Origin of the sequence: Streptomyces sp. FXJ1.172, from assembly GCF_001636945.3 — a bacterium.
In the GTDB taxonomy this organism is placed as follows: domain Bacteria; phylum Actinomycetota; class Actinomycetes; order Streptomycetales; family Streptomycetaceae; genus Streptomyces.
Genome location: NZ_CP119134.1, coordinates 273,503 through 291,710, shown reverse-complemented (window position 1 = coordinate 291,710; position 18,208 = coordinate 273,503). Strand labels below are relative to the sequence as shown.

Here is an 18,208-nt window from a genome sequence, read left to right as displayed (position 1 = left end):
TTTCAGCCCACGCGTACGAACGCGCTGGGCACGACGCAAAGGAGACCACTGCTCATGACGACCGAGTCCCCGAACACCACGCCCACCCGCCAGCCCGAACTGGTGGGAATCGACTTCGAGAACATCCCATGGGAGAAGTGGGAGAAGCCCGGAGCCGACGGCCGCGTGAAGATCGCCCACGCCGACGGTCGGCGCGTTCGCCTCCTTGAACTCCCCGCGGGCTTCGACGAGGAGACCTGGTGCGAACGCGACCACCTGGGATACGTACTCCAGGGCGAATTCACCATACATTTCGACGACGAGTCGGTCGCCTGCCGACCCGGCATGGGCTTCGTCATTCCCGGTCACCGGCGCCACCGGTCCCAGGGGGCCCAGGGCGAGCAGACCGTCGTCTACGTCATCGACCACACCCCCGGGTCATGACTGACCACGTCATGTCCCCGGACGAACGCGCCCAGGAGATAGAGAAGCGACGGCAGGTAATCGACCGCTTGGACCGGAGGATCGTCGCCCTGGTCGCCGAACGCACCCGTGTCGTACGCGAGCTGACGGAGTTCAAGCAGGACGAGGAGACCGTCCGCTCGCCCGGCCGGGTGGAGCAGGTGATCGCGAAGATCCGCGGCATCGCCGAGGAGGAGGACATGCCCCCGGCCATCGCGGAAGCGGTGTACCGCACACTGATCGCGGAGCTGACCCGGATGCAGCTGGACCGGCTTACCGAACGCCGCGAGATCGCCGCCCGGACCGGACAGCCCTGCTGAGTCTCCCGGTCAGCCGGGACGTGTCCGCCGAGCATGCGGGTACGTCCCGGCCCCGGCGCACCGGTGCGGCCGACACGTGTGCGGTTCAGTCCGCGAGCAGATGGCCGCGGCCGAACATGGCCGCGGCGGTCCGTGCGGTCGGCGTACCGGAGTCCGGATCGGCGCCGGCCCGCCGCAGGACCAGCACCACGTCGTCCGCACCCTTGAACAGGGCACCGGCCAGGGGGCTCTGGTCCCGGGCGTTGCGCAGATCCGGGTCGGCGCCGAGCCCGATCAGGGCCTGCACGGTGCCGGCGTGGCCGTGATAAGCGGCGAGCATCACAAGGGTGTTGCCGGCCGCGTCGCTCGCGTCCACCGGGAGCCCATGCTCCACGAAGGCCACCAACTGTCCGGTGTCGCCCTCCCGGGCCAGGTCCATGGCGATGGCCAGGACCCGTCGCGTCTGCTCAGGAGTCAGTCCACCGCTGGTCATGTGTACCTTCTCCTGATCGTGCGATCACAGATCCCCGGCGGCCAGGGACTCGATCGCCTTGCGGACGCCTTCGCCGTAGGCCGGGTCGGCCTGGGTGCAGTTGGCAATGTGCCGTTCGACGGTCCGCTGGGACGCGCCGTTGATCGCGCGTGCCGTGTTCTCGAAGAGAGCCTGCTGCTGCTCGGGGCTCATCAGGCGGAACAGGTCGCCGGGCTGCTCGAAGTAGTTGTCGTCCTCGGCGCGGAAGTCGAACCGGTCGGCGACGGCACCCACGGCCTGGCTCGGCTCGCGGAAGGCGGGCTGATCCCGCCAGCGTCCGTAGGAGTTGGGCTCGATGCCGGGGGTGGCTCCCTGGTTGACGTCGACGCGCATGCCACCGTCGCGGTGGTAGGAGTTCACCGGATTCGTCGGGGCGTTGACGGGGATCTGGTGGTGGTTCACGCCGAGGCGGTAGCGCTGGGCGTCGCCGTAAGAGAAGAGGCGGCCCTGCAGCATCCTGTCGGGGGAGAAGCCGATGCCCGGAACCACGTTCGCCGGGGTGAAGGCGGCCTGCTCGACGTCCGCGAAGTAGTTGTCGGGGTTGCGGTGGAGTTCCCATTCGCCGACCTCGATCAGCGGATAATCCTTCTTCGACCAGACCTTGGTCAGGTCGAAGGGGTGGAAGCGGTAGTTCTCCGCGTCCGCCTCCGGCATGACCTGGATGCACAGCTTCCACTTCGGGAAGTCGCCGTTCTCGATGGCCTCGAAGAGGTCGCGCTGGTGCGACTCGCGGTCCTTGCCGATGAGGTCGCGGGCCTCGGCGTCGGTGAGGTTCCTGACGCCCTGCTGGGTGCGGTGGTGGAACTTGACCCAGAACCGTTCGCCCTCGGCGTTGACCAGGCTGTAGGTGTGGGAGCCGAAGCCGTGCATGTGCCGGTACGAGGCGGGGATGCCGCGGTCGGACATCACGATGGTGACCTGGTGCAGGGCTTCGGGGAGGTTGGTCCAGAAGTCCCAGTTGTTCTCGGGGTCGCGGAGGTTGGTGCGCGGGTCGCGCTTCACCGCGTGGTTGAGGTCGGGAAACTTCAGCGGGTCGCGGAAGAAGAACACCGGGGTGTTGTTCCCGACCAGGTCCCAGTTGCCCTCGTCCGTGTAGAACTTCAGGGCGAAGCCGCGGATGTCGCGCTCGGCGTCGGCCGCGCCGCGCTCACCCGCGACGGTGGAGAAGCGGGCGAACATCGCGGTTCGCTTGCCGACTTCGGAGAAGATCTTCGCGCTCGTGTACCGCGTGATGTCGTGGGTCACCGTGAAGGTCCCGAACGCCCCCGAGCCCTTGGCGTGCATCCGGCGCTCCGGGATGACCTCGCGGTCGAAGTGGGCGAGCTTCTCCAAGAACCACACGTCCTGCAGGAGCATCGGGCCGCGCGGACCGGCCGTCAGGGAGTTCTGGTTGTCGGGAACCGGTGCGCCGGCAGCCGTTGTCAACGGTTTCTGGTGGTTCTCGGGCACAGCTCGCTCCTCGCTGAGTGCTTCTTCGCAGGTGTTCAAGGCATGGCGATCCTGGCGGCCGAGTGTCCGTGCAAGCTGCCCTGAGGCTTGCGGCGGCACGCATGCCATTGGAACATATCTATGTCGGCGTGCGCACTAAAAACACATATGTACCCGGGCAGCCGGCGACGCGGAGACCGAACTGTGCGGCATCGGGGCCGTGTTCACCCGCCGGCCGGTCCGGCGGCGGGACGTCATGGTTGAGCCGGAGCAGGTCTACGGCGCTCAGCGGGTGTGTTCCGTGACTTCCCCGACGCTGCTCCACGCCGTGACGGCGGTCGGCGTGATCACCGCCGCGTGTGTCTCGGCGATCTCCGCGCGGATACCGATCGGTGTGTCGACATCGCCGATCGGAACGCGCGCCCTGAACCGACCTCGTGGTCACATGGGCGTGTGTTTCCGGAGGCCCGGCTTACGTGTGCTGATTGCCCCCAAGGTATTCAGCCAACTGGACAGTTCTCTTCATACGTGTTACATACTAGCCATGAGTCAGAGGCCGGTGCCGGCCGAACGGCACGAAAATCCCGCACTGCTCGCGACGAATCTGCGGATCGTGCTCGGTCAGCTCGTGCGCAGGCTGCGGGAGCAGAGCACGGTCGGCGACCTCACCAAATCGCAGGAGGCCGTGCTGCTGCGGCTGCAACGCGACGGGTCTGCCACCGCGACCGAGCTGGCCAGGGCCGAGGGGATGCGTCCGCAGTCGATGGCGAAGATCGTCCAGGCGCTGGTGGAAGCGGGACTGCTGATCGGAGCGGCCGATCCCTCCGACGGCCGCCGCACTCTGCTCACGCTCACCGAGACCGCCCGGGACCACTTCCGCACCGGACAGCTCGCCAAGGACGACTGGCTCACGCGGGCGATCCTGAACAGCCTCACGCCCGAGGAGGTCGACCTCCTCGCCGCGAGCGTGCCGTCGCTGCGCCGCCTGTCCCAGTACCCCTGACCCCCCGCGCGGCTCACGGGCCGCGCTCCGCACCAAGGAGAGACATGTCTGTCACCGCCGTAGACCGCAAGACCGCACTGATCGTCGTCGACCTCCAGAAGGGCATCATCGGCCTGCCCCTCGCGCACCCGGCCGCCGACGTGCTCGCCCGGAACGCCGAACTGCTCGCGGCGTTCCGGCGCCGCCGCCTGCCCGTCGTCCTCGTGAACGTCGCCGGCGGCCCCGCCGGACGCAATGACCTAGGCGCGAGCTTCCCCACCCCGGCCGCCGGGTGGACCGAGCTGGTCGCCGAGCTGAACGCCGGCGACGGCGATCACCTCGTGACCAAGTACTCGCGCAGTGCCTTCACCCGGACCGGCCTGGACGAGTGGCTGCGCGAGCGGGGCGTGACCCAGGTCGTCGTCACTGGCATTGCCACCAGCAGCGGCGTGGAGTCCACCGCCCGTGACGCGCACGAGCAGGGCTACCACGTCACGGTCGCGGTCGACGCCGTGACCGACACCGACGGCGCCGCCCACGACCACACCATCGCCAGGATCTATCCGCGCATCGCCGAGACGGGCACCACCAGGGAGGTCCTGTCCGCTCTCGCCGTCGCGAGCTGAGGCCCGCGACCGCTTGCGGACGTATCAGGAGTGAGGGGCACGCCGGCACACGTATGGAGACGTGGTATGCCCGCACATTGTCGACAACGCGGTCGGGGACGATCCGGGCGGGGTGGGCCACCTGTCGAAGGACCACAACGATGTGTCGGTGGAGTTCGTGTACCACTCACGCAGGGGTTTCCGCGCACACGGCCGCAGGCGACCCCGTCGAGCGTGCGGCCCCAGAACCGTTCCGCCTCGGCCGAACGGTCTGCGGGGGCCGCTGCGCGGCGGCTTGCTCGAGCAGCGCGCGGGTGCGCGGCGGCAGTTCCTCGCGCAGTGAGATCACCGTACTGGTGCGTACGACACCGGGTACGGCGATGAACTCTCCGGAGATGCGGTGCAGGTCCGCGCTGTCCTTGGCGACGACCTTCAGCAGCAGGTCGGCCTCACCCGTCGTGGAGTGCATCTCGACGACCTCGGGGCACTGCGCGAGCGCGGCGGTGGTCAGGCGTCCGGAGGTCTGGCTCAGGGTGACGGAGACGAAGGCGACGAGGCCGTGCCCGAGAGCGGCGGGGTCCACGCGGCGCGAGAACTCGCGCACGACGCCGTCCGCCCGCAGCCGCTGGAGCCGCGCGTGGAGTGTGTTGCGGGCGATCCCCAGACGCTTGGCCAGGGCGAGGCTGGTGGCCTCGGGATCGTCGTCGATCGCGAGCAGGATCCGGGCGTCGAGAACATCCATACTTACCATTCTGCTCCTCCGTGCCACGTACACATATCATTCTGCTCTGCGGTCAGGTGTTCTGTTGCTTTGACACACGTGTGCTTCGCAGGCTGTCGACATGGCTGACGCACCAGAACTCCTGCTTTCCACGCCGCTCGGCGGCTCGCCGTCGGCGCTGGCCGAACGGGTGGACGTCCTCGATGACCTCCGCCGCTACCTGGCGGCGGCGTGGGAGTCGTTCGACCGGCCCCGGCCGAGTGAGCCGAGGGCCGACGCTGACCTGGTGGCCAGGCTCCGCGGCGCGCTGCCGGAGTCGCCGGGCGCCACCCGCGCCGCGCTCGACGACGCGGTGAACATCCTGGAGGCCAGCGTGTCGCCGTCGCGACCGCTGTTCCTCGCCTACGTCGGTTCCACCGGTCTGGAAACGGGCGTGCTGGCCTCGGCACTGTCCGCCGCCTACGACGCGAACCTGGCGACCGCCGCCGGGGCCGCCGATCTGCTCGACGAGCAGGCCGTGCGCTGGGTGGCCGAGTTCGTCGGCTATCCGGTGGCGGAGGGACACTTCACCAGCGGCGGCCAGACCTCCAACTTCACCGCCCTGCTCGCGGCGCGGGAGCAGGCGCTGCCGGGCGCCCGGGAGGAGGGGATGGCCGGTCGGCGGGGCACCGTCTACTGCTCGGACGAGGCGCACCACTCCGTCGTACGGGCCGTGGAGGCGGCGGGGCTGGGGCGTCGGTCGCTGCGCCGGATCCCGACCGACGCGCGGCGCCGGATGCGGGCGGACGCGCTGCGGGAGGCCCTGGTGCGCGACCGGGCGCAGGGCTTCACGCCGGTGGCCGTCGTCGCCACCGCCGGTACCACGCTGACCGGTGCGGTCGACCCGATCGCCGCGATCGCCGACGTGTGCGAGCGCGAGGGGGTGTGGCTGCACGTCGACGGCGCGTACGGAGTGCCCGCCGCCGCCACCCGGACGGCCGCGCACCTGTTCACCGGGCTCGAGCGGGCCGACTCCGTCACCGTCGACGCGCACAAGTGGCTCGGCGTGCAGAAGAGCTGCAGCGTGGTCCTGTTGCGGCGGCGCGGTCCGCTGCGGGCGGCGTTCGGCCACGAGGAGCACTACATGCTCCACGAGGAGGACACCGGCAACCCGGTGGACCACACCTTCGAGTACTCGCGGCCGTTCCGGTCCCTGCGTCTGTGGCTGCCCCTGCGGGTGCACGGCGCCGGCCAGTTCCGCTCCTGGATCGAGTCGACGCTCGCCAACGCGGCGCTGCTCGCCGACGAGGTCCGCGCCCACGCCTCCTTCGAGCTGCTGCACGAGCCGATGCTCTCGACCGTCTGCTTCCGGCACGTCGTGCCCTCGATGACCGACGCCGAACTCGACTCCCACAACGAACGCCTGGCCCGCGCCATGCAGGCCGACGGCCGTGTCTTCCTCGCGCCGGCCGTCGTCGACGGCCGCACCTGCCTGCGCACGTGCTTCGTGAATTTCCGCACCACCCCGGACGTCGTGAAGACGGTCCTGGAGGTCGCCGACGAGCTGGGCCTGGCCCTGGCACGCTGACGCGGGGAGGATCACGTCCATGTCCTGGCATCTCACGGCCTGGCCGTCTCGCTGTGCTGCCACAAATGACGCGTCCGCCTGACCCTTTGGGATCCGGTCTAAGGTTGTCCGGTGGCGAGTAGCAACGTGTTTCGTTCCCCCGTCCTCGACGGCACCCGTGTGGCAACCGCACCCGACGCATGGCAGGAACGACTTCGCCGGTTCGGATACGTGGCACGCCCGGGAACCGATGTCCGTGAGCGTCTTGTTCTGCCCTTTCCGAAGCCGTCGGCCCGTCTGCGGGAACTCACACGTGTCGATCCGGCACGGGCGTACCGCGTCGCGGGGGCGGTGGCCTGGCTGGGGCCGATGCTCGTAGCCGTCCTGGCCGGAACGATCCGCTTCCGGCACCTCGGCCGGCCACGGGACGTCGTCTTCGACGAGACCTACTACGCCAAGGACGCCTGGTCGATGCTGCACCTCGGCTACGAGGGCACCTGGCCGGACCGCAAGATCTCCGACCCGCGGATCCTCGCCCACCCCCAGGTGATCCCGCTGTCCGACACCGGGGCCTTCGTCGCGCATCCGCCGACCGGCAAGTGGGTGATCGCCCTCGGCGAGCAGGTGTTCGGCCTCACCCCGTTCGGCTGGCGCTTCATGACGGCGCTCCTGGGCACCCTGTCGGTGCTCATGCTGTGCCGAATAGGACGCCGCCTGTTCCGTTCGACACTGCTGGGCTGCCTGGCCGGCGCGCTGCTGGCGGTGGACGGTCTGCACGTGGTGATGAGCCGTACCGCGCTGCTGGACCTCGTCGTGATGTTCTTGGTCCTGGCCGCGTTCGGATGTCTGCTGCTCGACCGGGACCACGCACGAGCCCGGCTCGCTTCGGCCCTGCCGGTCGCGCCGGACGGCCGTGTGCGCCCGGATGCCGGCACCGGCGACCATGCAGGGACCGGGTTGCGTCCCTGGCGGCTCGCGGCCGGCCTTTTCCTGGGACTGGCGGCCTCCACCAAGTGGAGCGGCCTGTACGTCCTTGCCTTCTTCGTGATGATGACCCTGCTGTGGGACGTCGGTGCCCGCCGCGTCACCGGGGCTCGCCGCCCGTACCGGGCGGTGCTGCGCAAGGACCTGGGCTGGTCGGTCCTCTCCCTGGTTCCGGTCGCCGCGGTGACCTATCTGACGACATGGACCGGCTGGTTCCTGTCCGAGAACGGCTACGGGCGCCACTGGGCCGACGGCCGCGGCGGCACCTGGTCCTGGGTTCCCGCTCCGCTGCGCAGCCTGTGGCACTACGAGTACGGGGTCTACCAGTTCAACGTCGGCCTGCACACTCCCCACCCGTACGAGTCCAACCCCTGGAGCTGGCTCGTCCTGGGTCGCCCCGTGCTGTTCCAGTACCAGTCGCCGAAGCCGGGAGAGGACGGCTGCCACACCGCGGCCGGCTGCTCGCAGACGGTTCTCGCCCTCGGTACACCGCTTCTGTGGTGGTCGGCGTGCTGCGCCCTCGTGTACCTGCTCTACCGATGGGCGCTGCGCCGCGACTGGCGCGCCGGCGCCATCCTGTGTGCGGTGGGTGCCGGTTATCTGCCCTGGTTCCTGTACCAGGACCGCACGATCTTCTCCTTCTACGCGGTCGTCTTCGTACCGTACCTGTGCCTGGCAGTGACGATGCTGCTGGGCGCCCTGGTGGGTCGGCCGGGCGCGGCCCGCACACGCCGCACGGTGGGTGCGGTGGCCGCGGGCCTGCTCGTTGTGCTCATCACCTGGAACTTCATCTACTTCTTCCCGCTCTACACCGCACAGACGATCCCGTACGCCGACTGGCACGCCAGAATGTGGCTCGACACCTGGATCTGAGCCCAACGACTTGGATTCCCCTCCTGGTTCACCACTCGCCGGACCTGGAAGGGCTTGGTGACGCACGCAATGGCCTACGGGGTGTCAGGGGCGGGATACAGCTCCGTGTAGGCAGAGTTGTCGAATATCCCGTTCTTCACTGCGTCCTTCGCCGTCAGGTACATGGCGTAGTAGGACCACGAAATCGGTATCTCGGCCAGCCACCGGTTGATGACCAGACCGCCTTCCGGCTGGTTGCGGTAGGCCCATTTCTCCCCCACCGAACTCCATTTGTAGATGCCGTGTCGCGTGATGGCGAGTGCCCCTCCGAGGAGTTCGAAGGCCCACTCTCCTGCGGTGAGGCGTACCCCAGTGACTTTTTGGACCACGCCGTTGGTCATGAAGTTGCCAAAGGTGGTCTTGAGTCCTTCATCGAATCCGGAAACCATGGCCTCACCGAACTTCTGGCCTTTGTAAGTGCTCCAGGTGACCGTGGATCCCGACCCGGTGGAAGCCGGAGTCGAGGGCCGCGTTTCCGGCCCGCCCTCAGGCCCCAGGGGCTCTGTCTGTCCGGGCAGGGCATCGTTCGGCTTCGGTGATGTCGCAGCGAGGCTCTCCGTGTCGACAGGGTCGACTGGCCGCGGGGTGCTGGGCCGTGGGGCAGCTGCGCCGCCCTGGGGTTCAACGGGCGGGTGTGGCGCGGCGGACGGCAGGGGAGGCTCGTAAGGACTGCCCGTCCTCGGAATGCCGGCTGCCTGCCCCGGATTGAGAATCGCCTCGACCTCCTGCGCCGTGCTGGTCACGCGGCCACCCGTACTGTCCGCCGGAGTTTCAGTTTCAACAGGGCGGGGCTCGGTCTCGGGCCGGGAGCTGGTCTCCGTGGGGTGTTCGACGGCCGACCGGCCACCCGGAGGCACCGGCTCGCTTTCCGGGGTTACCGGGGCATCACCGGCGGACGCCCGCGACTCCTCAGGAGCAGCACTCTCCGCAACGGGCCGACCCTCAAACCGACCGTCATCGCCACGCTCAAGTCTCGCCTCGTTCACGGCCCTGACCGCACCGCCACCCTCCGCCGACGTGCCTGCCGCACCACGTTCAACGCCCACCGAAGACGGAACCTCCCTCTCGGGCCGGGGGCCGGTCTCCGTGGGACGTTCAACGGCTGACCGGCCCCCCGGAGGCACCGACTTGCCTTCCGGGGATACCGGGGCATCACCGGCAGACGCCCGCGACTCCTCGGGAGCAGCACTCTCCGCAACGGGCCGACCCTCAAACCGACCGTCATCGCCACGCTCAAGTCTCGCCTCGTTCACGGCCCTGACCGCACCGCCACCCTCCGCCGACGTGCCTGCCGCACCACGTTCCACGCCCACGGTGGACGGAGCCTCCAGGTCCCGCCCAGTGCCTGCACCGGTTTCGGCCGTTCTTCCGGACGGAGGCCTCATTGCTGCAGAGGTGTCGGAGACAGTCGATATGTTCATCCGGCCGGGCCTGATGTCGGCTGTGTCCGCGTCGCCGCCGTGCGAAACCCCGTGCTGTTCAGTGGGACGTGGTGCCGACTCGGCCCGGACGGCCTCCGGTTGAGCGCGAGAAGCACCTGGCGGCTCGGTCCGGGACTCGGTCGTGAGACGGGCGCCATTCTGTGTCCCCGGCCCGCTCTCCGAAATCCGCGACCGTGACATGCCCTCGGGAGGGGGCGAGTCTGCCCTGGTCGCGCCGGTTGGGGACCTGACGTCGGTGGTGCCGCGTTCCGCGGCGGACGGAGACGTCGTACTCGTTGCGGAGCCCTCACTCTCAGAGGGCATCCGCCCCTCGGTCCCGCGGGGTGCGACGGAATCCTGCACACGGGCAGGCATCACGGCTCCGGCGTCCTGCGCATCGGGCACGGTTGGCGTCCTGGTCTCGCGAGCTGACCCGGCCGGCGGCGGCGCCACGTCCACTGCCGTCTGTTCCTGCTCGGGTCGCGGCGTCGTGCTCCGGCTCCCGGGCGGCGTGCCGGACGGGGCTTCGAGCCGCTGTACGTTCTCCTTCGGCGCACTGGCGTCGACGGACCGAGTGATCGACGGCGCGGGAGAGCTGACGGCCGTCACTTCGGGCGCAGGCGTCGGCATGACGGTTTCGGGCGTCTGCGCCGGCGAAGTCGGCACATGGACCGCGTCGATGACCTGTGATGTCGACGGCTGCGGCTCGGGCAAGTCGTACAGGTGCGGTTGTGCGTCGACGGCGCTCTCTTCATGGAGAGCGGTCCCGGTCACTGGACTGCCGCCGCCGTCCGAAGCCGCCGCTGGAGTCTCGGCAAGCCCCGACGACTGTGCCGGACCGGCGGTCGGGATGGGTTCCTCCAGCGCATCCTTCGCTGCGCTCACGGTCTCCCGCTCGGCCACCGCGGCGTCGTCGAGGGGCCTACTCCCTTTGATGAGGTGTTTCATGCCGGCGCCGAGTGCCGAATCTTTCAGTGCGCCTTCGGCCAGCCCGAGGGCCGTGTCAAAGCCGAAGAACAGGCCGAGCTGCCAGGCGTTTCCCTTCCAGTCCACCGGCCTGCCGCTCAAGAGTTTGGGCACGGCCACCGCCACGTAGAAGCCCGGGTAGGCGCGTGCCTGGCCCGGCAGGGTGTCGATGACGAGACTTTCGGTGAGTTTGCCCAAGCCTTCGCCGATGCGTGCGCCCGTCGGGCCGAAAGAACTTCCCACAGAACGCAGGAACTTAGTGAAATCGGCGAGATACGTACGGAACTTTGCCAGGGCTTCCAGTATGCGCTCCATGAGGGGCAGGACCCGTGCCAGCACCCAGTCCAGCGCCAGGCCTCCCAGCCAGCTCAGCAGCATGCCGACAGCCAGTATCTCCAGGATCTCGAGGATGACCCCCATAACCTCTTTGACAATGATCCAGGCCTTCTGCGAATGTTCCTGAGCCTGCTGTCCTGTCGCCTCCAGCGCATTGGCGGTATGTGTCAGGAGATGCAATTGGTCGTTGAGTGCCTGTCGGTACGCGTCTGCGTCGGGACCCTGCCAGACCACGTTCCCGGCCGTCTCCTCCACCGTCGACCGAAGAGCACGCAACTGGCCCGCGTGGGCGGAAAGCTCGCGTCCGTGATCGTGCAGCGACGAAGGGTCACCCATCTCCTGCATGACTCTGACCAGCCAGTCCACGATGGCCCCGTTGATGTCCACGGACGCCTCAGCTCAGCTGACGGTAGGATTTCAACGCGCTTGCCTGCGCCGCGTCGAAGAACTCCGCAGCATGCCGCACCGCCGTACCGATGAATTGCAGGCGATCGCTGATGTCGGACGCCTGAGCGATCAGATTCTGGTGGATTTTCTGGTAGTCGTTGTGCGCATCCTGGCCGGCTGAGCTGTTGCCGAAGGCATGACTGTCCGGAGCCGGGAGATTCCTCAACGCCTCCGCCACCTGGAAGGCGGAACCGGCGCCGATGGTGATGTCGTGCGCTACACCCCGGAGAGTCTCAGTCGCAACTTCGGTGTGATCCGACATGCTCTACAACCTACCGTTTCAGCCGCTACCGCTATCGGGCCCGCGGCAAAGGAACTCCGCGTCCGGAGGAGAAATAGTGCGTCGCCCGCCAAGGAGCTATCAAATCCTGGAAAGGATAACGTCCTTGTATAGCATTCATGTTTCTTTGGCATGTCGCCAGAGGTCTCATAGGCGACTCTGACCAGAAGCGCGACATGCGTGGACCGAAAGGTGAGCCGGACGGCTATGAGCACACGGGCTGTTCCATGACGAAGGTGCGGAACAGCCCGCTGCTCCCGCCTGTCACGGCTCGCTGCGCTCGGCGATCTCCGGGTTGCCGGATTTCAGAGCCGCCCAGCCGATGCCGAGCACGACGGCCCAGCCGGCCATCACGTACAGGCAGATCCGGGAGTCGGCGTCGTAGGCGATCAGGCACGTGACGAAGAGCAGGAACACGATGGCGATCCAGCTGCACACCGCGCCGCCCGGCGCCGGGAAGGAGGAGGCGGGCAGGCGGCCCGAGTCGACCGCGCGGCGGTAGAGGACGTGGCTGATCAGGATCATCAGCCACGTCCAGATGCCGGCCGCGGTGGCGACGGAGGTGACGTAGCCGAAGGCCTTCTCCGGAACGATGTAGTTGAGCACCACGCCGATACCCATGAAGAGGACCGAGACGGTGATGCCAAGTGCCGGGGTCTTCGACGCGGACAGCTTCTGGAAGGCGGCCGGCGCCTCACCGCTGTCAGCGAGGGTGCGCAGCATGCGGCCCGTGGAGTACATGCCGGAGTTGCACGAGGACAGGGCGGCGGTGAGGACGACGAAGTTGACGATCCCGGCGGCCGCCGGGATGCCGATCTTCGCGAAGGCGGCGACGAACGGCGAGACGCCCGGCGCGAACTCGGTCCACTTCACCACACACAGGATCACCGTGAGCGCACCGACGTAGAACAGCGCGATGCGCCACGGGAGCGTGTTGATCGCCTTGGGGAGGGTCTTCTCCGGGTTCTCCGACTCGCCGGCCGTGACGCCGACCAACTCGACCGCGAGGTAGGCGAACATGACACCCTGCAAGGTCATCAGGGAGGAGCCGATACCCTTGGGGAAGAAGCCGTCGAACTGGTAGAGGTTCGCGACCGACGCCGTGTCACCGGCGCTGCTGAACCCGAAGGTGAGGACGCCGAGACCGATCAGGATCATGCCGATCAGGGCGGTGACCTTGACCATCGAGAACCAGAACTCCAGCTCTCCGAAGACCTTCACGGAGATCAGGTTGACGCCGAAGAGGACCACCAGGAAGACCAGGGCTGTCACCCATCGCGGGATCGACGGGAACCAGTAGTCGACATAGATCGCGGCGGCTGTCAGCTCGGCCATACCCGTGACGACCCACATCAGCCAGTACGTCCAGGCGGTGAAGTAGCCGAAGAAGGGGCCGAGAAACTCCCGGGCGTACTCCGCGAAGGAGCCCGAGACAGGGCGGTACAGGAGCAGCTCGCCGAGCGCCCGCATGATGAAGAAGATGATGACGCCGGCGATGGCATACATGAGGATCAGGCTGGGCCCGGCCTTGGCAATGTTCGCCCCGGCCCCCAGGAAGAGGCCGACGCCGATGGCGCCGCCGACCGCGATCATCTGAACCTGACGGCTGCCGAGCCCGCGCTCGTACCCCTCCCCTGGGGCGTCAGTGCCCCGCGAAGCAGCTTCGGTGACCTTTGAAGAGGCCATGCCATGCGCCTTCCGCTATGCCGATCCGAGCTGTCATTCGGCCTCGAATCGGGTATCGACCTGCTGGAACTGCAGTGGAGCTGTGGCCGGCCCGAAGTGGCCGACCCGGCGGCACGCTTCGACACGAAGTACGTGGGATGTATTCCAGGTGTCGTGAACATGTATCACGCGCACCTCCCTGGCGGGCAATGGTGCGTGTGACGAGTGTCCTGAAGTCGATCACGCCAAAGCACAAAAAGGTAGCGAAACACCCGAAACACATCAGCCCAGCGGCCTGATTGTTGTGCCCTCTGACACTTCGACAGCTAAGAAAGCTTGCAGATTTGACTAATGAGCCTGACTTTCCAAGATTTTCAGGTCTCGGTACCTTGACATGGGTCAGATGCTCACACCCGGCACACTTGCGAAGAGAAGACGACACCGCCGCACGTCCGCCGCACGATGCACCTCCCTGGCGAACCGGGACGTTTCGGTTCGCCAGGGAGGTGGGCTTTGGTACGGCGCCGTGCCGTGACGTCCAGCGGCAGCCAGCACGCGGCGAGCGGCTCTGATCAACCATCGCAACGAGTGCGGCCGCGGCGGACGGGGCCGGTGGATGTGTGTGACCTAACTGTACAAATGTGTCTGACAGGCGTACACATGTGTGCCGCAACACACCAGCAAGGCGTTTCGTCGATACCGCTCGGTGCAAAGCTTCCGGGCAGCAGGCACGCGTGCGATCAGGAGCGGCACTTCGCTCACACCCAGGGGCACTGCCCGTTCCCCCGTTCCCCTGGCAAGCGAATATTTCAGCACTTGGCACAGGAGGTGCAGAGCTGTGTGTTTGATCACCACTCCAGTGGCGGCGCCTGTCGCGCCGGGCCGCCTTCCCTTACTCGGGCACCTACCTCAGCTCGCCATCAAACGAGTGAGCTTCCTGCAGTCCATCAGGGATCGAGGCGAGATCGTCAAGATATTTCTCGGAACTCGTCCGGTGTTGGTCCTGAACTCGCCGGAAGCAGTCCATGACGTTCTCGTGACGCAGAGCAGAAAATTTAGCAAAGGATTGTTGTTCGACGTCGCGAGGCCTTTTATTGGAAATGGCATAATCACGTCCGAGCGAGAGGTCCACAGGCGCCAGCGGCGTGCACTCCAGCCCGCTTTCCATCGTGACAGCATTACCACATATGTCGGCACGATGACTGATATCGCTGAGCAGCAGGTGTCTGCGTGGCGCCCGGGCGAAGTGATCGCGATGGATCGGGCGATGCGTAAGACGATGACCGTCATGCTCGTCGCGGCCTTGTTCAGCACCGAACGCCCGGATGGCGCCGAGGCCATGGCACAGCTGGGTGAACGGGTCGCCGAGCACCTGACCACGCTGATGCGCGGGGTTTTCATGGGTACCGTGCTGCCCGCGCCGATCGCCTCCTCGTCCGTGCTGGGTCACCGCCGGTATCTGTCAGCGGCCGCGGCTCTGCGCGAACTCGCGGACACGGCTGTCCGACAGGCTCGGCAAGATCCCACCGACCGTGGCGATCTGCTGTCGATCATGTTCGCCGGCACACCCGCGAACCCCCAGGGAATGAGCGACGTGGAGGCCCGCGATGAGCTGTTGTCCTTGCTCATGGCCGGTGCTGAAACCACGTCGACGACCTTGTCCTGGGCTCTTCATGAACTCGGTCGGCGCCCGGAGATCGCCGAGCGCATCAGGGACGAGTGCCATGCGCGGCCTGCCGACGTCCTTCCTGACGCATCGTCGCTTCCCTTCACCGACCGGTTCCTGCGGGAGGTGCTTCGGTTGCATCAGCCCAACTGGCTTCTCATGCGACGGGCCCTGGAGCCTGTGCGTGTCCGCGGTATCGAGATCCCGTCGGAGGCCGAGATGATCTACAGTGCCGCGACGATGCATCGGGACCCGGCGTACTTCCCGGATCCCCTGCGATTCGACCCGGACCGATGGCTCGAACGTTCCCAACAGGAGCTTCCGCAGGGCGCCTACATACCGTTCGCCATGGGCAACAGGAAGTGTATCGGGGACTTCTTCGCCATGACCGAGATGCTGGTCGTCATCACCTCGATCGTCTCCCGGTGGCAGCTGCGTCCGATCGAGGGTCATCGGGTCCGGCCACTGGTCCAGGCGCAGATCCGGCCCAGTTCGCTGCCCATGCTCGTCTCACGCCGGCAATCCCGGTGATCCAGCCTCCCGTCCCGCGCCGAGCGTAGATACTCACCGTCACCATCGCTACCGATCACGACGAACCGATCAATTCCGATCAACGTCTTTGGAGGTGACCCTCCTATCATGACCCAAACGGTAGATGCCCTGCCTGACGACCGTCGCGAGGGCCCGGTCTCCATCCCGTTTCCCAGCCGCATCAGTTCAGATTTCCAGGCCGCTCAAGACCGTCACCTCGCCTGGCCGAAATCTTTCGGCTTCCTGTCCTCGGAAGCTGAGGAATCCCATCATCTCAAGGGCCAGTTCCCGTTGATAGCGGCCATGTTCTATCCGAACGCGACGGGAAGCGAACTGGACATCGGAATCGACCAGCAAAGCTGGTACTTCCTGTTCGACGACGCACTTGACGATCAGTGGGGCCAGTCACCTGAACGCGTCCGCCACCTGGTCGAACTCGTCAAGGAGGGCACCACCGGCGCCGGATGCCCGCTGCCACTGGCCAGTTCCTTCGCCGACATGCGGCGGCGCAGCAGCCAGGACATGCCTCAGCACTGGATAGAGCGATCCAGCGCTCACTGGTCCTCCTACCTGGACCACCATGTCCACGAGGCACGCAGCCGGCAGACCGGCAGCCCCATGTCCTTGAGTGCGTACCTACGCGTGAGGCGCCACACCATTGGCGTGGCACCGGTCATGGATCTCGCCGAGCGCCTGTCCTCATGTGTTCTCCCGGATCACCTGTACGAACTCCCGCACCTGTCGACCATGCGCGAGATGACGAAAATGTTCATCATCTGTGACAACGATGTCATCTCCCTGGACAAAGACGCCGCGCTGGGTGAGAACAACAATCTCGTGCTGTCCTTGGAACGTGAACACGGGCTCTCCCGTCCGGAAGCGATCGAAAAGGTCCTTCGCCGCCAGGAAGAAGTCCTGCAGATATTCACCGCCACCCACCACGCCCTCCTCCGAGCGACAGAGGAAAGTCAGCTCGATCCGACCGCCCGTGATCTGTTGAAGCGTTACTGCACAGAGGCACTACAGACGACCATTCGCGGTGCCTACGACTGGCATCACACCTCCACCCGATACCGGATGTGAACCGGCACCAATCGATCCGCCGGCCGTGACCCGTGACTGTCCCAGCCGGAGAAACCCACCTCGGCGACAAGAGGATAACTGCGTAATGCCTCATCACCGCTCGGCATCCTTCGTAGCCTCCGAACGGGATCAGAACTGCCCGTTCGACCCATCGCGCGCTCTTGTTCGCATGCGTGAGAAGGATGGCCTGATCCGTCTGCGCGTATTTCACCCGGTGCGTGGCGAAATAGAGGCCGCCGTCATCACCAGATACGGTGATGTTCGGGCTGCTTTCGCGGAGGAGCGCCTGGTGACAGGAAACGGCATCGACCCCATGCTGCCGCGCACCCTGTTCAACCACCCGGGTTTCTTGCCCGCCTACAGTGGTCCAGAACATGCACGCCTGCGCCGCATGCTCACCGGAAGCTTCACCGTTCGTCAGGTCGAGCAGCTGCGGCCCGCGATCGAGAGAATGGTCTCCGAGCACCTCGACGTCATGGCGGAGCATGGGCCCGTGGTCGACCTGATCGAGGCGTTCGCCCTGCCCATCCCCTCGCTGGCGATCTGCGAACTGCTCCAAGTACCGTATGAGACACGGTCCATGTTCCAGGTCTGCTCTCAGGTGATCATGGACGGGACGGCCGACGCCGGGCAGTTGGTGGCCGCATCGGCTGAGTTGAACGCGGCCATGGCGGACATCGTCACCCAAAATCGAGCCTCCCCGGGTGACGGAGTCTTGGGAGAACTGGTACGGCGTCACGGTGCGGACCTCACCGATGACGAACTCATCGGACTCGGAACCACCCTCCTCGTCGGAGGACACGAGACCACAGCGGCCATGCTCGCCCTGAGCGTCTTGACGCTGCTGTGCAATCCGGACCAACTGGCGGCTCTCCGGGACGACACGTCGATCACCAAAAAAGCGGTTGAGGAACTTCTGCGGTATCTCGCCATCCCCGCACCGCTCCTGAGGACGGCCGTGGAAGATGTCGAGATCTGCGGCAGCAAGATCGCCGCAGGTGAGTACGTCCTGCTCTCGCCGCTGACAGCGAATCGTGATCCCGACCTCGTGCCCGAGCGGCCTGACGCACTGGACGTCCATCGCCGTCCGGTCGCTCAGTTGTCGTTCGGCTTCGGCGTCCACCAGTGCCTCGGACAGCAGTTGGCACGGCTGGAGTTGAGGGTCGCTCTGCCCGAACTGCTCCGGCGTTTTCCCACACTGGAACTCGCCGTCCCGGAAGCGGACATCCGGTTCAGGCGGGGCTCGACGGTATACGGTGCCGAGGCGCTTCCGGTGACCTGGTGACCTGACAGGAAACCACTTGCGCCGAGGTGCTCGGGAGCATGCCCTTGGGCCGTCCCGGCGTCAGGAACGGACTGACCC

Annotated in this window: 15 protein-coding genes; 9 read left to right on the top strand and 6 right to left on the bottom strand. The window is 66.7% G+C overall.

Annotated features, from left to right (window positions below):
* Nucleotides 1-54 precede the first annotated feature (54 nt).
* The gene (locus tag A6P39_RS43115; protein WP_275884007.1) at nt 55-423 is read left to right on the top strand and encodes a cupin domain-containing protein; all 369 of its coding nucleotides are present in this window, start codon (nt 55-57) and stop codon (nt 421-423) included.
* Complete coding sequence (locus A6P39_RS43110; protein WP_275884006.1) at nt 420-761, top strand: chorismate mutase; 342 nt, start codon at nt 420-422, stop codon at nt 759-761. The genes A6P39_RS43115 and A6P39_RS43110 overlap by 4 nt, the downstream gene beginning before the upstream one ends.
* 85 nt (nt 762-846) lie before the next feature.
* Here the strand turns inward: A6P39_RS43110 and A6P39_RS43105 are convergent, their stop codons facing one another.
* Together A6P39_RS43105 and A6P39_RS43100 are read right to left on the bottom strand one after the other, a co-directional pair.
* A complete protein-coding gene (locus A6P39_RS43105; RefSeq protein ID WP_275884005.1) occupies nt 847-1,233 on the bottom strand; it encodes an ankyrin repeat domain-containing protein in 387 nt (128 codons plus the stop codon).
* A gap of 24 nt (nt 1,234-1,257) precedes the next feature.
* The gene (locus A6P39_RS43100; RefSeq protein ID WP_275884004.1) at nt 1,258-2,721 is read right to left on the bottom strand and encodes a catalase; all 1,464 of its coding nucleotides are present in this window, start codon (nt 2,719-2,721) and stop codon (nt 1,258-1,260) included.
* 523 nt (nt 2,722-3,244) lie between these two features.
* On the opposite strand from A6P39_RS43100, the gene A6P39_RS43095 reads away from it, so the two are divergent.
* A complete protein-coding gene (locus tag A6P39_RS43095; RefSeq protein ID WP_275884003.1) occupies nt 3,245-3,703 on the top strand; it encodes a MarR family winged helix-turn-helix transcriptional regulator in 459 nt (152 codons plus the stop codon).
* Nucleotides 3,704-3,747: 44 nt separating this feature from the next.
* Entirely contained in the window at nt 3,748-4,308 is a 561-nt protein-coding gene (locus A6P39_RS43090; protein ID WP_275884002.1) for an isochorismatase family cysteine hydrolase, read from the top strand.
* Between the two features lie 166 nt (nt 4,309-4,474).
* Here A6P39_RS43090 and A6P39_RS43085 read toward each other — a convergent pair whose 3' ends face one another.
* Nucleotides 4,475-5,029: an Lrp/AsnC family transcriptional regulator gene (locus A6P39_RS43085; RefSeq protein WP_331454215.1), complete on the bottom strand. Its 555-nt coding sequence runs from the start codon at nt 5,027-5,029 to the stop codon at nt 4,475-4,477.
* 100 nt (nt 5,030-5,129) lie between these two features.
* Here A6P39_RS43085 and A6P39_RS43080 point away from each other — a divergent pair, with 100 nt between their 5' ends.
* The gene (locus A6P39_RS43080) at nt 5,130-6,575 is read left to right on the top strand and encodes a pyridoxal phosphate-dependent decarboxylase family protein (protein WP_275884001.1); all 1,446 of its coding nucleotides are present in this window, start codon (nt 5,130-5,132) and stop codon (nt 6,573-6,575) included.
* A gap of 111 nt (nt 6,576-6,686) precedes the next feature.
* On the top strand, nt 6,687-8,411 hold the full coding sequence (locus A6P39_RS43075) for a dolichyl-phosphate-mannose--protein mannosyltransferase (protein ID WP_375991225.1): 1,725 nt from the start codon (nt 6,687-6,689) through the stop codon (nt 8,409-8,411).
* A 74-nt stretch (nt 8,412-8,485) separates the two neighbouring features.
* Here A6P39_RS43075 and A6P39_RS43070 read toward each other — a convergent pair whose 3' ends face one another.
* From A6P39_RS43070 to A6P39_RS43060, 3 genes are all read right to left on the bottom strand, one after another.
* Entirely contained in the window at nt 8,486-11,560 is a 3,075-nt protein-coding gene (locus A6P39_RS43070) for a hypothetical protein (protein ID WP_275884394.1), read from the bottom strand.
* A 7-nt stretch (nt 11,561-11,567) separates the two neighbouring features.
* Nucleotides 11,568-11,882 (bottom strand): hypothetical protein, encoded by a 315-nt coding sequence (locus tag A6P39_RS43065; RefSeq protein ID WP_275884393.1) that lies wholly within the window; start codon nt 11,880-11,882, stop codon nt 11,568-11,570.
* A 282-nt stretch (nt 11,883-12,164) separates the two neighbouring features.
* Nucleotides 12,165-13,586, bottom strand: coding sequence for an amino acid permease (locus tag A6P39_RS43060; protein ID WP_275884392.1), 1,422 nt, complete (start codon nt 13,584-13,586; stop codon nt 12,165-12,167).
* Between the two features lie 643 nt (nt 13,587-14,229).
* Here A6P39_RS43060 and A6P39_RS43055 point away from each other — a divergent pair.
* The 3 genes from A6P39_RS43055 (at nt 14,230) to A6P39_RS43045 (ending at nt 18,130) form a co-directional block, all read left to right on the top strand.
* Nucleotides 14,230-15,762: a cytochrome P450 gene (locus tag A6P39_RS43055; protein WP_331454233.1), complete on the top strand. Its 1,533-nt coding sequence runs from the start codon at nt 14,230-14,232 to the stop codon at nt 15,760-15,762.
* A 108-nt stretch (nt 15,763-15,870) separates the two neighbouring features.
* Complete coding sequence (locus tag A6P39_RS43050; RefSeq protein ID WP_275884390.1) at nt 15,871-16,845, top strand: terpene synthase family protein; 975 nt, start codon at nt 15,871-15,873, stop codon at nt 16,843-16,845.
* Nucleotides 16,846-17,014: 169 nt separating this feature from the next.
* Entirely contained in the window at nt 17,015-18,130 is a 1,116-nt protein-coding gene (locus tag A6P39_RS43045; protein ID WP_275884389.1) for a cytochrome P450, read from the top strand.
* Nucleotides 18,131-18,208: the final 78 nt, after the last annotated feature.

Coding starts and splice junctions, on each gene's coding strand:
- A6P39_RS43115 (WP_275884007.1), top strand. CDS start 55: ATGACGACCGAGTCCCCGAACACCACGCCCACCCGCCAGCCCGAACTG.
- A6P39_RS43045 (WP_275884389.1), top strand. CDS start 17,015: ATGCGTGAGAAGGATGGCCTGATCCGTCTGCGCGTATTTCACCCGGTG.
- A6P39_RS43105 (WP_275884005.1), bottom strand. CDS start 1,233: ATGACCAGCGGTGGACTGACTCCTGAGCAGACGCGACGGGTCCTGGCC.
- A6P39_RS43095 (WP_275884003.1), top strand. CDS start 3,245: ATGAGTCAGAGGCCGGTGCCGGCCGAACGGCACGAAAATCCCGCACTG.
- A6P39_RS43050 (WP_275884390.1), top strand. CDS start 15,871: ATGACCCAAACGGTAGATGCCCTGCCTGACGACCGTCGCGAGGGCCCG.
- A6P39_RS43090 (WP_275884002.1), top strand. CDS start 3,748: ATGTCTGTCACCGCCGTAGACCGCAAGACCGCACTGATCGTCGTCGAC.
- A6P39_RS43085 (WP_331454215.1), bottom strand. CDS start 5,029: ATGGATGTTCTCGACGCCCGGATCCTGCTCGCGATCGACGACGATCCC.
- A6P39_RS43110 (WP_275884006.1), top strand. CDS start 420: ATGACTGACCACGTCATGTCCCCGGACGAACGCGCCCAGGAGATAGAG.
- A6P39_RS43080 (WP_275884001.1), top strand. CDS start 5,130: ATGGCTGACGCACCAGAACTCCTGCTTTCCACGCCGCTCGGCGGCTCG.
- A6P39_RS43060 (WP_275884392.1), bottom strand. CDS start 13,586: ATGGCCTCTTCAAAGGTCACCGAAGCTGCTTCGCGGGGCACTGACGCC.
- A6P39_RS43065 (WP_275884393.1), bottom strand. CDS start 11,882: ATGTCGGATCACACCGAAGTTGCGACTGAGACTCTCCGGGGTGTAGCG.